Origin of the sequence: Paraburkholderia sp. 22099 (assembly GCF_052045835.1) — a bacterium.
GTDB lineage: Bacteria > Pseudomonadota > Gammaproteobacteria > Burkholderiales > Burkholderiaceae > Paraburkholderia > Paraburkholderia terricola.
In genome coordinates this window covers 23476-36442 of record NZ_JBQEPU010000033.1, presented here as the reverse complement: position 1 = coordinate 36442, position 12967 = coordinate 23476, and the positions used below count along the sequence as shown (strand labels likewise).

Here is a 12967-nt window from a genome sequence, read left to right as displayed (position 1 = left end):
AGAGCGCGCCGGCAGGCGCGAACCGGCCTTACAGGCCGATGCGGGTTTCGGCAGCCGGTCCGTTCACTCGCGGAGCGTTGTTCGTATGGGCCGGCTCTTGCGCATAAGCCGGATGCCAGCCGCCGAGCAATCGGTCGATCGCCTCCCGAGCGTCGCGCAACGCGTCGGCCAGAGACTCGCTGCTCGGCGCGACGTGGGAAAAACCGGTCCCGCCGCGCTCCCGCACGGCCATCAGGCGACCGCCCAACTGCCGCGTGATCGTGCGGCGCAAGCGCACGCCGTGGCCGTGGCCGTCGTGCGGCACGGCTTCGATCAGTACATGAAATCCGCGATAGGTTTCGCTGAGTTGTTGCGCCATGTTCGAGCCGTCGTCAGGAAGAGTGAGCGTCAGACGGCAGCCGCCGCCTCGACGGGCCGCTTGAGCAGCCCCACCGCGAGCGCCGTCACGATGGTGCCCGCCGCGATCGCCGCGACGTACATGGCCAGATGCGTGACCGCGTTCGGAATCGGCAGCACGAAAATCCCGCCGTGCGGCACCTTCAGTTCGACGCTCGACGCCATCGAAATCGCGCCCGTGATCGCCGAGCCGATCACGCACGCCGGGATGATCCGCATCGGGTCGCGCGCGGCGAACGGAATCGCGCCTTCCGTGATGAAGGCCATGCCGAGCACCGCGGCGGCGTTGCCGGCTTCGCGTTCGTCGGTGACGAAACGGTTGCGGAAGATCCACGTGGCGAGCGCGATGCCGAGCGGCGGCGTCATGCCGGCGGCCATTGCGGCCGCCATCGGCGTGTACACCTGACTCGCGATCAGGCCGGTGCTGAACGCGTAGGCCGCCTTGTTCACGGGACCACCCATGTCGAACGCCATCATCGCGCCGAGCAGCAGGCCGAGCGTGACCGCGCTGCCGGTCTGCATCGAGCGCAGCCAGTTTTCGAGGCCGTGCAGCGCGGTGGCGACCGGCGTGCCGACCACGTAGATCATCAGCAGGCCGACCACGAGCGTCGACACCAGCGGGATGATCAGCACGGGTTTCAGTCCTTCGAGATTGCGGTGCAGTTTCAGCTTGCGGCTGATCAGCAAGGCCGTATACCCGGCGAGAAAGCCGGAGATGATGCCGCCCAGAAAACCTGCCCCGAGGCTCGCGGCGAGCATGCCGCCCACCATGCCCGGCGTGATGCCCGGCCGGTCGGCGATCGAATACGCGATGTAGCCCGACAGCACCGGCACCATCAACGCGAAGGCCGACTTCGCGCCGATCTGGAACAGCGCCCATGCGAGCGTGCCTTTATGAGCGTCGTCGAATGCGTAAATGCCGCCTAGGGCGAACGAGATCGCGATCAGCAAACCGCCCGCGACCACGAACGGCAGCATGAACGACACGCCCGTCATCAAGTGACGATAGGGGCCGGACGACTTCGCCGAGCGTTGTTTCTTGGCCGCCGCGACCTGGTCCGCGAGGGCGCCACCGCCCACGCCCGCGCTCTGAGCGGCTCCGTCGACGGTCGCCTCGGCGATCGCCCTTTCGATCAGCGCCGCGCCTTTGCCGATTGCGCCTTTAGTGCCCGTTTCATAGAGCCGCTTGCCGCGAAAGCGGCTCTTGTCGACCTGCGTATCGGCGGCGATCACCACGAGGTCCGCCGCCGCGATCTGCTCGTCGCTCAGCGTGTTCTGCGCGCCGACCGAGCCTTGCGTTTCGACGTGAATGTCGTGTCCCAGCGACTTCGCGCCTTGCGCGAGTCCCTCGGCGGCCATGAAGGTGTGCGCGATGCCGGTCGGGCACGAGGTAATCGCGACGATCTTGAGCGCGCGCGGCGATGTTTGCGCGGCCGCGGCGTTCCTCGACGCATCCGCGCCGACGCTCGCCGCCACGCGCGCCAGCACCGCATCGGCTTCGCGGATCGCATCGTCGAGCGAAATGCGATGAATCGTCTTGCCCGCGAACGGCGTTTCGTCGACGCGCTCGCCCGCGTCGGCGGCGATCAGCACGGCGTGCGCCGCGTCGATCTGCGCGGCGTTCAACGGCTCGTGAACGCCGAGCGCGCTGCGCGTTTCCACCGCGAGCGAGGCGCCGCGTTTTTGCGCCGCGCGGTTCAAGGCTTGCGCCGCGACCATCGGCGACGCGCTTTGTTGCGGGGACGATACCAGTCCAATCAGCTTGTCCATTGCTCTCTCCGGCTTACACGGCTTGATGTTGGGTGACGCGCGGCGGATTCGCGGCGACGCTGAAGGTGACGAGTTCGACTTGCGCGGCGAGGGCGTCGAGGCTCGCGTGATCGGGCAAGTGCGGGCCGACACGCGCGAGCTTCCCCGCCGCGAACGCGGTGGCCCGTTGGCCGACCGAGGGCCACGGGCGCGCTTCGATGAGACTCGCGACGAGGCCCGCCACCAGCGCGTCGCCCGCGCCGACCGTGCTGGACACCGGCACGCGTAAAGGCGCGGCGCGCCAGCCTTCGTAGGCGGATGCCTTGTCGCCCGATGCGCGTGTCACGCCCAGCGCGCCACGCTCGCCCAGCGAAACCACCCCATACGCGATGCCGCGTTCCACGAGTTCGCAGGCCGCGTGAATCAGCGCGTCGTCGTCGGCGAGCGAGCGGCCGAGCGCCGCTTCCAGTTCCGCGCGATTCGGCTTCACCAGATCCGGCAGACTGTCCGGCTCGTCGGCGCGCAATGCGTCGGCGAGCGGCGCGCCGCTCGTATCCAGCGCGACGCGCGCGCCCGCCGCATGCAACGCACGCGTGATGCGTCGATAGAACGACACGTCGACACCCGGCGGCAGACTGCCCGCCAGCACGAACCAGCGCCCAGGCTCCGCGAGTTCGACCACGCGCCGCTCCAACGCGTCGACATCGGCCGCGCTCGGCAGCGAGGTCGCGAGATTGATGTCGGTGGTTTCGTTGCGCGCGGTATCGACGAGCTTCACGTTGATGCGCGGACGTCCCGCGATTCGCACGAAGCGGTCGACGATGTGCTTGTCGGCGAACATCGCGTCGAATGCGGCGGCGTCCTCGGCGCCGAGCAGGCCCGTGGCGATCGTCGTCATGCCGTAGTCGGCGAGACAGCCCGCGACGTTCACGCCCTTGCCGCCCGCGTTGAATTCGAGCGACGCCGCGAGATTCACCTCGCCGAGCGCGAGGTTGGCGACGCGCACGGTTTGATCGAGCGCCGGATTCGGTGTGACGGTGACGACGGTTTTCATGCCGCCGCCTTGATCTCGGTGTTATCCAGCGCGCGGACCGCGTCGACGTCCTCGCAATCCAGCGCGCGGCGCGCGAGCGCCTGCATCGCGTCGAGCCGCGACGCGCGCAGCCGCGATTTGACGGCGGGAATATCGCGCGAGCTCATCGACAGTTCGTCGACGCCGAGACCCGCGAGAATCGACGCGCCGAGCGGATCGCCCGCGAGACCGCCGCATACGCCGACCCATTTGCGATGGCGGCGCGCGCCGTCGACGGTCTGCTTGATCATGCGCAGCACGGCGGGGTGCAGGCTCTCGGCCATGCGCGCGAGTTCGGGATGCTCGCGGTCCACGGCCAGCACGTATTGCGTCAGATCGTTGGTGCCGATCGAGAAGAAATCGACCAGCGCGGCGAAGTGATCCGCGAACGCCGCCGCCGACGGCGTTTCGACCATGATGCCGAGCGGCACTTTCGGCGCGTCGAGTTCGGCGCGCACGGTTTCGGCGAGCGCGATGGCCTGGCGCGCCTCGTCGAGCGTGGAGACCATCGGGAACATGATCCACAGCGGGCCATCCTTGGCGGCGCGGTAGAGCGCGCGCAATTGCGGCACGAACAGGTCCGGGCGGCGCAGGCACAGGCGCACGCCGCGCACGCCGAGGAACGGATTCGATTCGTGCGGCAGGTTCAGATACGGCACCTGCTTGTCGCCGCCGATGTCGAGCGTGCGAATGATCAACTGACGCCCGCCGCTCGCTTCGACCATGCGCCGATAGCAATCGTATTGTTCGTCTTCGCTCGGCGCGTCGTGGCGCTCCAGAAACAGGAACTCGGTGCGCATGAGTCCGACGCCGTCCGCGCCGTTGGCGAGCGCGTCGCGCACCTGGTCGGGTCGCGTGATGTTCGCGCCGATCTCCAGCACGTGGCCGTCGAGCGTCGCGGCGGGCAGCGCGCGATTGGCCGCCGCGCGCTGCGCTTCCTCAGCCAGTTGCAATTGCGTTTGCCGCGCGCGCTCGCGGTCCCGCGCCGACACGCCGACATAGAGACGACCGCCGCTGCCGTCGAGCACCGCGTCGCTGCCGTCGGCGATCTCCATCAACGCCGCGCCGCACGCGACCGCCGCGGGCACGCCGAGCGTGCGCGCGAGAATCGCGGTGTGCGACGTGGGTCCGCCCGACACCGTGCAGAAGCCGAGCGTGACGGCCGGGTCGAGCATCGCGGTGTCGGAGGGCGTGAGGTCTTCGGCGATCAGGATGGCGGGCGTGTCGAGCCGCGTGTCGGTCGCCACGTTTTCGCCGAGGTGCTTCAGCACTCGCCGCGCGACGTCGCGCAAATCGGTGGCGCGCGAGGCGAGCAGCGGATCGGGCAGGGCGGCGAGGCGCGCGGCCTGTTGCTCGGCCGCCTGATGCCAGGACCAGGCCACGCCGTGGCCGTCGAGCAGCAGACGCGCGGCTTCGGTGAACAGGTCCGTGTCGTTCAGCAGTTCGCGATGCGCCGCGAAGATTTCGGCTTCCGCCGCGCCGAGGCGCGCGGCGGTGTCGCGGGTGAGGGCGTCGAGTTCGTCGGCGGTTTTGCGCAGCGCTTCGTCGAGCCGATGCGTGGCTTCGACGGTCTCGCCGGGGCGGTCCTGAATTTCCAGGCGCGCGGTGCGCAGCACGCGTACCGGTCCGATCGAAAAGCCGGGACCGGCGCTGACGCCTTCGAACACCGTCGCCGGGTCGAGCGGCGTCCACGATACAGGCTGTGCTTTTTGACGGCGCGCGCGAGCCGCCGCGGCGCGCTCGTGTTCTTCCGCCGACAACGCTTCGATGGTGCGTTTCAACGCGGCCAGCGCGTCCGCCGCATCGACGCCTTGCGCGGACAACACCAGGTGCGCATTCGCGGTCGCGCCCAGTTGCAGCAGGCTGACGAGATTCTTCGGATCAGCGGCGAGCTTGCCGTTGCGCACGCGCAAGGCGGCCTGATAGCGCTTGGCGGTCGCCACCCAGGCGCTGGCCGGACGAGCGTGCAAGCCGTGCGGATAGTCCAGCACCAGTTCGACGCGCTGCTCGAAATCCGCGGGCGTCGCGTCGATCACCGCGGCGGCGGCGTTGGCGGCGGCGCCGTTCAGCGCGTCGACCAGCACCTGTGGATCGCGCGCTTCGACCAGCGCCTGCAATTGCCGCGGATCGCCGATCAGACGCGTGAGACGTTGCAGCAGCGCGATATGTTCGTCGGATTGCGCGGCGATCGCGACCACCAGATTGGCGCGCTCGCCGTCGTGCCATTCGACGCCTTCGGGCAATTGCAGCACGGCCACGCCGGTGCGCCGGATCAGATGGCGGTCTTCCTGCATGCCGTGCGGAATCGCGACGCCGTTGCCCAGATACGTGTTCGAGACTTTTTCGCGGCCCTGAAGACTGTCGACGTAAGCGGGCTCGATATAACCGGCGGCGGCCAGCAACTGGCCGGCCTGGACGATCGCCTCGTGTTTCGAACTTGCACGTGCGTTCAGTCGAACCAGCTCTGCGGTAAGCAGCGACGGCATCGCGTCTCCTGAAATCGAATCGTTGAAGTGTGCCTATTGGAATCGATACCACTTTGCGCGTCAAGCCTGAACCGGTGTTACGGGTTTCAGTGAAAATCGCGGAAAGCCAAGTAGAATGGCCGGAAAACGCCAATTGGCCGGTACTCGCCGCGACGCGGCGAATTCGCTGGCATGAAGGCAATCCAGGGAAAATACCGAGCGGTTCAAGGAATCGATACCACTTCATGAATCTACGAATCAAGGATGTTGCCGAAGCGGCAGGAGTGTCGGTCACGACCGTCTCGCGTGTGCTGTCGAACAACGGGCCGGTGCGCGATGCGGTGCGTCAGCGGGTGCTCGGCGCCATCGAGCAATTGGGTTATCGCCCGAACGCCGCCGCGCGCCGCCTGCGTTCGGGCGACACGGCCACCATCGGCCTGATCGTATCGGACGTGCGCAACCCGTTCTTCACCGAGGTCAGCCGCGCGGTGGAAGACGCCGCGTATCAGCAAGGGCTGCGCGTGATTCTCTGCAACACGGACGAAAGCAGCGAGAAGGAGGCGATGTATCTGCGGCTCATGGAAGAGGAGCGGGTCACGGGCTGCATCTATTCGCCGACTCACGACGCCGCGCAGCGCTTCAAGGCGCAGGCCTACGATTTCCCGGTCGTGATGATCGACCGCGCCGGTCCCGCGGGCAGCGCGGATGCGGTGGTGCTCGATAACCGCGACGCGGCGGCGCGTCTCGTCGAGCACCTGGTGGAGCGGGGCTATCGGCGCATCGCCGGGCTGTTCGGCAACGCCAGTACCACGGGCCGCGAACGTCACGACGGTTTTGCGCAGGCGCTGGGTCGGCATGGCTTGCCGGTGCGGGCGGAGTTCGTCGAGCCGAACCCGGAGAGCGCGCTGCGGCATGTCGGCGCGTGGCTCGCCGACGATCCGGCGTCGCGGCCGGATGCGATCGTCGCGAGCAACGGCTTGCTGCTGCTCGGCGCTTACCGTGAAATGCGGGCGCGCGGCGCGACGCCCGGCGCGGACATCGCGCTCGCCGGTTTCGACAACGACTCGTGGACCGATCTCGTGACGCCGGGCATTACCGTCATCGCGCAGCCGGTGTACGAGATCGGCAAGATCGCCATGCAGTTGCTGACACAGCGGCTCGCGGACCCGTCGATGTCGACGCGTTCGCTGGTTCTGCCCGGCGAGTTGGTGGTTCGCGGGTCGACGGCGGCGCGGTAGGTGGGGGGTAAGGCGGCGCCTTGTCTGTTCGACGCGCTTCCCACGTTTGTATCGCGTCGGTGTTTGGGAGCGCTTTGCTGTTCGATCTCGGTTATGTCGGGCCGGCGGTCGCTGTGCGCGCTGTGGGCCGCAGGGCTGATTTCATCGAGCGCGGGTTGGTGACGAAATTCGCCGCGGGCGTGACCGGCGGCTTTGGCTTTGGCTTTGGCTTTGGCTTCCGCTTCGCGCTTGCGGCGAGCGCGTTCTTCGCGTTCATGCGCGTGATGGGACGAGGCTGAGCGCAAGGCTCGGTGCTCGCCCGATCGCTTCGGCTAGTTCGGCCTCTTCGACCCGTTCGACCCTTCGGCTAGTTCGAACCCTTCAGCTAGTTCAACCCCTTCGACTAGTTCGAACCCTTCAGCTAGTTCAAACCGCGACATCTCAAGCCGACTCACTCAACGCCGGCTCCCTGACGATCTGTTCGAGAATCGCCTGCATCAAGCCCGGAAAGCGGGCGTCCAGTTCCGCGCGCCGCAGCGAATTCTGATGCACGGTGCCGGCGACGCGCGTGCGTACCAGCCCCGATTCACGCAGGATCCGAAAGTGATGGGACACGCTCGACTTGGGGCGCCCGCCATCGAGTTCGCCGCAAGTGGCTTCCTCGACCAAGGCGAGCCGCCGGACGATATCGAGCCGGGCGGGGTCGCTGAGAGCATGAAACAGCCGTCCGAGCGTCAAGTCCTCGGCAGCGGGATGGTTATAGGTGCGCATTGTGCAGATGGTAAAGGTTTCTGCGATACTCATAGTTCGATGTTTATCGAACTACCGTACGAGCTTATACACAGGAGTTTAGCCCGATGTCCGCATTGTTTCAGCCCTACAAGCTCAAGGACGTCTCCTTGCGCAACCGCATCGCCATTCCGCCGATGTGCCAGTACACCGCCGAAGACGGCCTGATCAACGACTGGCACCGCGTGCACCTCGCCGGTCTCGCGCGCGGCGGCGCCGGCCTCGTGATCGTCGAGGCGACGGCGGTGTCGCCCGAAGGCCGCATCACGCCGGGCTGCGCCGGCATCTGGACGGACGAGCAGGCGCAGGCCTTCGCGCCCGTGGTCGCGTCCATCAAGGCGGCGGGCGCGGTGCCGGGCATCCAGATCGGTCACGCGGGCCGCAAAGCCAGCGCCAATCGTCCGTGGGAGGGCGACGACCATATCGCCGAGGGCGACAGCCGCGGCTGGCAGACCATCGCGCCGTCGGCGATCGCGTTCGGCGGCAATCTGCCCAAGGTGCCGAAGGCGATGACGCTCGACGACGTCGCCCGGGTTCGCGAAGACTTCGTCGCCGCCGCACGGCGCGCGCGCGACGCGGGCTTCGAATGGCTCGAACTGCACTTCGCGCACGGCTATCTGGGCCAGAGCTTCTTCTCGACGCACTCGAATCAACGCGACGACGCCTACGGCGGCAGCCTCGAAAACCGCAGCCGCTTTCTGCTGGAAACGCTGGCGGCGGTGCGCAAGGTGTGGCCGGAACATCTGCCGCTGACCGCGCGCTTCGGCGTGATCGAGTACGACGGACGCGATGAGGAAACGCTGGCGGAGTCGATCGAACTGGCGAGGAATTTCCGGCGCGAAGGGCTGGACATGTTGAGCGTGAGCGTCGGCTTCTCCACGCCGGGCGCGGCGATTCCGTGGGCGCCGGCGTTCCTCGCGCCGATCGCCGAGCGCGTGCGCCGCGAGGCCGGGATTCCGGTGTCGTCGGCGTGGGGTATCGATACGCCGGAACTCGCGGACCGCTCGGTGAAGAACGGGCAACTGGATCTGGTGATGGTCGGCCGCGCGCATCTGGCCGACCCGCACTGGCCGTATCACGCGGCGCGCAAGCTCGGCATCGAACGGCCTTCGTGGACACTGCCGGCGCCGTACGCGCATTGGCTCGAACGATACGCGGTGGCGTAAGCCGGAGCGCAAATCGCTTGCCGGGGCGTGACTGCACGCGGCCGGATGGGATGCCCGTTCATGGCTCCGGCGCTGTCGTTCGCTAATAAGCGGAGCGCGATATAGGTTCGCCCCGAGGATACGAGAGCGCAAAAAAGCGCGCGGCGCAGTGAGGTTCGCTTCACTGCGCCGCGCGCTTTTACCGCTTAAAACTATCGCTGGGGACCAGCCGCTTAGACCCACCGCCCAAACCCACCGCTGAAACCCACCGCTGAAACCCATCACTCAACCCACCGCGCTTCACAACCGCTCACGATGCTCCGTCGAAGGCCTTCGAATGACGCTTTCGATGATCGGGCAACCGTGGGATCGTTGATCGTCGGCGAGTTCATTCGCACGTGAAACACCCTTGATCTCATGCGTTCTGTTTTGCACGCGCCGGCAGGGAAACGAAGTATGAGTGAGCCGCTCGTCGAACTCCATTCAACAATTATTTCGCGCGATGTCATCGCGCAAGCGGCTCCGGGCATCACTTCAGGGCGAGCTTGATGATGCAGCCAAGAACGAAGATGAGTAGGGCGGCGGCAACGGCCATGTTCAGTGGGTAGCGCATTCTTCTTCACCCAGGCACTAACGTTAAAGTGCTTTCATCGTCAATCACCTGACGGAAGATGAAAAGTGGGCAGTGAAGCGGCTATGTGGGACAGCTAACGCTGCGCGCCGAACGGGCTGCGCAGCGTGTTGGCGGGAGCGCTTCCAGTTTGCGCCTGGCTCGTTTCAAGGCGTTGCCGTGGACGCGCGCCGACGCAAACAGGCTGCGGCACGGTTCCGGCGCGAACTCATCGCGCATGTTTTCTCACTGCGATTGAGCCGGCGGCTGCATCGCTGGCGGCATGCCGCGCGGCAGCTTGTTCGCCGCGGCGAGATCTTCCGCGAGACTGGTGCGCAGCGTCGCGATCGCCTGGTCAGGATTGGCGGGCTTCAACTGCTCGCGAGCCAGCGAGTCGTACACGAAGTGACGCAGCATCGGATCTTGCGTCTTGTTCAACACCTCGTGATACACCGCGATGATGTCGGCTTCGCGGCCGGTCATGGCATACAGGCGGCGCAACTGCTCCAGGTCGTTGATCACCGCGAAGCCAGGACCGATCGGTCCCATCATCGAACCCATCGGTCCATGCGGCGGGCCGTCGCCGCGCTCCGTCTTGCCATGCGCAGGGGTGAACATGGCTGGCGGCGGTGAGGCTTCCTCGGCAAGCGCGGCCGTCGCCGACACGGTCAACAGGGCGGCCAGTGCCGCGCTCGCAAATCTCTTGTTCATGATGTCGCTCCCTCTGGACAGCGTCGACGCAACAGTGCGTCGGCATGGGAGCAACGATAAGCGACGTGCCGGTTTGCCGGGTTACCAAAGCGGCGCCGATCGCTTACCGAACCTTGCATGCGCGCAACCGCAACCGCAACCGCAACCGCAACCGCAACCGCAACCGCAACCGCAACCGCAACCGCAACCGCAACCGCAACCGCAACCGCGCATGCCGTGAAGCGCGCGGCATCGAGGCCAGGGTGCGCCCGCTGGCGCAATCATCCTGGATGGCGCATGATTGAAGCAATGTGCCGTCCGACCCCACAACGTTCGAGCGTTGACGGGCCGCGCGGCGCACACGAGGCCATCGGTGCATGCGTGAGAGAAGCACATCGCGGCGATGCACCGCGGGCGAGTACTCAACCGTGAAGGAGGATTTCGCATGGACCGACCTGACGCCGCCAATCCGTTTGGCGATTTCACCAAAATGCTGGAGCAGTTCAAGCTCCCCGGCTTCGACGTACCCGCCATCATGGAAGCGCGACGCAAGGACGTGGAAGCACTGGTTCAGGCGAATCAGACGGCCTTCCAGGGCATGCAGTCGCTCGCGCAGAAACAGGCCGACATGTTGCGCACCACGCTGAGCGAATTGCAGTCGCTGACGGGGCAGTTGTCCGCCGGCGGCGCGCCGTCGCCGAAAGCGGCGGAGTTGATCCAGCAGAGTCTGCACAAGTCGCTCGCCGACATGCAGCAACTCGCGCAAGCCGCCTATCAGACGCAAGCCGAGTCGTATGCGGTGATCGCGAAGCGCGTCGAGGAAAATGTTGCGGAGCTCAAGTCGCTCCTCGATCAGCAGAAAAAGTAGCCGGCGCCCGCGCGTTCGATCGCGTCGACATCACGAAGAAGGTAAGCCGATGCCGCGGATAACTCCGAGTTGTCCGCGGCATTTTTATTGGGCGAAACGATTCATGTCGGCGCTTTCGTTTCGCATGAAAGGCTTCGCATGAAGGCGTCCCTTTAGCCTAGCTGCGCCGCGCTGTCCGCTTGGGCCGTGTTCCCTTGACGGCGGCTGCGTCTTCCGATTGCAACGGCGGTGCCGCCATTGCGGAGGCTTCCGACACTACCGCTCGGTCCGCTGCCTGCACCACGATCGTCGGCGCGACCGGTTCCGCGTTCGACAGCGGCGTTGCCGGCTGCTTTGCCGAAGGCAATGGCAACGGCAACGGCGCATGCGGCGCGACCGTCTGCACATCCGTCCGCACCACAGCCTGCGCCACCGGCTGCGCAGCAGTTTGCGTCGCGGACGGCGCAGCCGCCTTGCGTCCCGCGCCGGTCCGCGCGACGCGCCGCGGCGCTGACGGCGGCGTGGCCTTCGTCGGCGGGGCCGCCGCTTCGCGCGGCTGCGACTTGTCGCCGGCCTCCGCGATCACCCGATGCACGAAGCGCAGCTTTCCCACCACCGGCGCGGCCAGCGTGAACGGGTAGCCATCCGGCATGCCGAGGCTGCGGTTTAGGCTGTTCAACGCATACGTGAGCGGAAACCAGCGCTTCATCAGATTATCGAAGCTCGCGTCTTCCACCGGCGTGCGGTCGGTCAGGGTCGGTTCGCTCGGGTCGTCGGGCAGCAACGCGACACCGTATGACGTCGCGGTGTCGAGCACGTCGACGATCAGCATGTAATGCGCCCACGTCTCCGCCCAGTCTTCCCAGGGATGCATCGTGGCATACGCGCTGATGTACGACGCCTGCCATTCGGCCGGCGCGCCGTCGCGATAGTAGGCGGTGAGCGACTCGCCGTAATCGGCGCGCTCGTCGCCGAACAGCTTGCGATACGGCTCGATCCAGCGCGGGTTGTTCTCCACGAGCTGGCTGAAGTAGTAATGGCCCGTCTCGTGACGGAAGTGGCCGAGCAGCGTCCGGTAAGGCTCGCCCATCGCGCTGCGGATTTTCTCGCGGTAGGCATCGTCGGCTTCGGCGATGTTCAGCGTGATCAGGCCGTTGTCGTGGCCGGTCATCACGCGCGAACCGTCGTCGCTGTCCTCGAGGAATTCGAAGGCGAGCCCGCGTTCGGGATCGGTCTCGCGCGATTTGACGTCGAGGCCGAGCGCGGCCAGCGTGTAAAGCAGACGCCGCTTGGCCACCTCCAGGCGATACCAGTACAGCCGGTTTTCCGGCGCGCTCAGATTCGGAATCGTGCGGGTTAGCTGACAGGCGCGGCACAGCGTGTCCGGCGAGTCGGCGGGGATCATCCAGTTGCAGACGTTTTCGACGGCGTAGTTGTGGCACTGGCGGAACAACGCACCTTCGGCGCCCGGATGCAGGCTGCGCCAGCGTCCCTCGCTGGCGTCCTCGAACGCGCTGATCTCGGCCAGTTCAGGCACGTAGCCCAGCAACGCCTCGCAACGTTCGCAGCGAACGTTTTCGTAGAAGACGAGATGCGAGCAGCGGTTGCAGTGGAAGGTTTTCATGGGTCGAGCCCGAGTAGTGAGTGGCGGTCATGGTGAGCATGGCGTGCTTCGGCCGCGGGCGGCGCGCGGCGGCCGCGGCGCTTCTCGAGCGTCGCAATCGTCGTACCGCATTTGCCACAGGTCACTGCTTTAACGCACATTACGTGCATGATCGTGCATCGGCGCTGCGCCGCTTTGGTGCGCCGCCTTGTAAAAGGCAGTGGAAAGACGCGCTGTTCGATCGACCGGACGATCGGCGCACGCAGCAAACTTTGCAGCAGGCTGTCATCCGGAGCAAAGCAGACGGTTCGCGCGGTTTTTCGCGCTTGTTCCACAAACGGCATGAAGCTTGCTTTTTGGCGGGCTGCCATCCTTCGTCCAGGA

Annotated in this window: 12 protein-coding genes and 1 pseudogene; 5 read left to right on the top strand and 8 right to left on the bottom strand. The window is 66.4% G+C overall.

Annotated features, from left to right (window positions below):
- Nucleotides 1-28: 28 nt before the first annotated feature.
- The 4 genes from ACTJLC_RS25840 to ptsP are packed head-to-tail and all read right to left on the bottom strand — an operon-like array spanning nucleotide 29 to nucleotide 5703.
- Nucleotides 29-358 carry a DNA-binding protein gene (locus ACTJLC_RS25840; RefSeq protein WP_154872140.1) on the bottom strand — a complete coding sequence of 110 codons (330 nt, stop codon included), beginning with the start codon at nucleotides 356-358 and terminating at the stop codon, nucleotides 29-31.
- Between the two features lie 29 nt (nucleotides 359-387).
- On the bottom strand, nucleotides 388-2166 hold the full coding sequence (locus tag ACTJLC_RS25835; RefSeq protein WP_310129546.1) for a PTS fructose-like transporter subunit IIB: 1779 nt from the start codon (nucleotides 2164-2166) through the stop codon (nucleotides 388-390).
- Between the two features lie 13 nt (nucleotides 2167-2179).
- On the bottom strand, nucleotides 2180-3199 hold the full coding sequence (locus tag ACTJLC_RS25830) for a 1-phosphofructokinase family hexose kinase (RefSeq protein ID WP_310129543.1): 1020 nt from the start codon (nucleotides 3197-3199) through the stop codon (nucleotides 2180-2182).
- Nucleotides 3196-5703, bottom strand: a complete 2508-nt coding sequence (gene ptsP, locus ACTJLC_RS25825) for a phosphoenolpyruvate--protein phosphotransferase (RefSeq protein ID WP_083082638.1) — start codon at nucleotides 5701-5703, stop codon at nucleotides 3196-3198. Before ptsP ends, ACTJLC_RS25830 begins: the two co-directional genes overlap by 4 nt.
- A gap of 224 nt (nucleotides 5704-5927) precedes the next feature.
- Here ptsP and ACTJLC_RS25820 point away from each other — a divergent pair, with 224 nt between their 5' ends.
- A complete protein-coding gene (locus tag ACTJLC_RS25820; protein ID WP_310129540.1) occupies nucleotides 5928-6920 on the top strand; it encodes a LacI family DNA-binding transcriptional regulator in 993 nt (330 codons plus the stop codon).
- A gap of 74 nt (nucleotides 6921-6994) precedes the next feature.
- Nucleotides 6995-7198 carry a hypothetical protein gene (locus ACTJLC_RS25815; protein WP_310129538.1) on the top strand — a complete coding sequence of 68 codons (204 nt, stop codon included), beginning with the start codon at nucleotides 6995-6997 and terminating at the stop codon, nucleotides 7196-7198.
- A 142-nt stretch (nucleotides 7199-7340) separates the two neighbouring features.
- Here ACTJLC_RS25815 and ACTJLC_RS25810 read toward each other — a convergent pair whose 3' ends face one another.
- Nucleotides 7341-7670 (bottom strand): ArsR/SmtB family transcription factor, encoded by a 330-nt coding sequence (locus ACTJLC_RS25810; protein ID WP_310129536.1) that lies wholly within the window; start codon nucleotides 7668-7670, stop codon nucleotides 7341-7343.
- A gap of 86 nt (nucleotides 7671-7756) precedes the next feature.
- Between ACTJLC_RS25810 and ACTJLC_RS25805 the strand changes: the two genes are divergently transcribed.
- Nucleotides 7757-8854, top strand: a complete 1098-nt coding sequence (locus ACTJLC_RS25805) for an NADH:flavin oxidoreductase/NADH oxidase (RefSeq protein ID WP_114163858.1) — start codon at nucleotides 7757-7759, stop codon at nucleotides 8852-8854.
- Between the two features lie 835 nt (nucleotides 8855-9689).
- Here the strand turns inward: ACTJLC_RS25805 and ACTJLC_RS25800 are convergent.
- Nucleotides 9690-10154 carry a hypothetical protein gene (locus ACTJLC_RS25800; RefSeq protein WP_310129533.1) on the bottom strand — a complete coding sequence of 155 codons (465 nt, stop codon included), beginning with the start codon at nucleotides 10152-10154 and terminating at the stop codon, nucleotides 9690-9692.
- A gap of 65 nt (nucleotides 10155-10219) precedes the next feature.
- Between ACTJLC_RS25800 and ACTJLC_RS25795 the strand changes: the two genes are divergently transcribed.
- The gene (locus ACTJLC_RS25795) at nucleotides 10220-10438 is read left to right on the top strand and encodes a hypothetical protein (RefSeq protein ID WP_440845613.1); all 219 of its coding nucleotides are present in this window, start codon (nucleotides 10220-10222) and stop codon (nucleotides 10436-10438) included.
- A gap of 140 nt (nucleotides 10439-10578) precedes the next feature.
- The gene (locus ACTJLC_RS25790; RefSeq protein WP_114163856.1) at nucleotides 10579-11001 is read left to right on the top strand and encodes a phasin family protein; all 423 of its coding nucleotides are present in this window, start codon (nucleotides 10579-10581) and stop codon (nucleotides 10999-11001) included.
- A gap of 538 nt (nucleotides 11002-11539) precedes the next feature.
- Here the strand turns inward: ACTJLC_RS25790 and ACTJLC_RS25785 are convergent.
- Nucleotides 11540-12604: pseudogene (locus ACTJLC_RS25785) on the bottom strand (zinc-binding metallopeptidase family protein); the annotation flags it as partial.
- Nucleotides 12601-12954 carry a hypothetical protein gene (locus tag ACTJLC_RS25780; protein WP_310129529.1) on the bottom strand — a complete coding sequence of 118 codons (354 nt, stop codon included), beginning with the start codon at nucleotides 12952-12954 and terminating at the stop codon, nucleotides 12601-12603. The gene ACTJLC_RS25780 and the pseudogene ACTJLC_RS25785, both read right to left, overlap by 4 nt.
- Between the last annotated feature and the right edge of the window lie 13 nt (nucleotides 12955-12967).

Excerpts from the sequence above, each read along its gene's own strand:
- ACTJLC_RS25840 (WP_154872140.1), bottom strand. The coding sequence starts at position 358 with ATGGCGCAACAACTCAGCGAAACCTATCGCGGATTTCATGTACTGATC.
- ACTJLC_RS25835 (WP_310129546.1), bottom strand. The coding sequence starts at position 2,166 with ATGGACAAGCTGATTGGACTGGTATCGTCCCCGCAACAAAGCGCGTCG.
- ACTJLC_RS25830 (WP_310129543.1), bottom strand. The coding sequence starts at position 3,199 with ATGAAAACCGTCGTCACCGTCACACCGAATCCGGCGCTCGATCAAACC.
- ptsP (WP_083082638.1), bottom strand. The coding sequence starts at position 5,703 with ATGCCGTCGCTGCTTACCGCAGAGCTGGTTCGACTGAACGCACGTGCA.
- ACTJLC_RS25820 (WP_310129540.1), top strand. The coding sequence starts at position 5,928 with ATGAATCTACGAATCAAGGATGTTGCCGAAGCGGCAGGAGTGTCGGTC.
- ACTJLC_RS25810 (WP_310129536.1), bottom strand. The coding sequence starts at position 7,670 with ATGCGCACCTATAACCATCCCGCTGCCGAGGACTTGACGCTCGGACGG.
- ACTJLC_RS25805 (WP_114163858.1), top strand. The coding sequence starts at position 7,757 with ATGTCCGCATTGTTTCAGCCCTACAAGCTCAAGGACGTCTCCTTGCGC.
- ACTJLC_RS25800 (WP_310129533.1), bottom strand. The coding sequence starts at position 10,154 with ATGAACAAGAGATTTGCGAGCGCGGCACTGGCCGCCCTGTTGACCGTG.
- ACTJLC_RS25790 (WP_114163856.1), top strand. The coding sequence starts at position 10,579 with ATGGACCGACCTGACGCCGCCAATCCGTTTGGCGATTTCACCAAAATG.
- ACTJLC_RS25780 (WP_310129529.1), bottom strand. The coding sequence starts at position 12,954 with ATGGCAGCCCGCCAAAAAGCAAGCTTCATGCCGTTTGTGGAACAAGCG.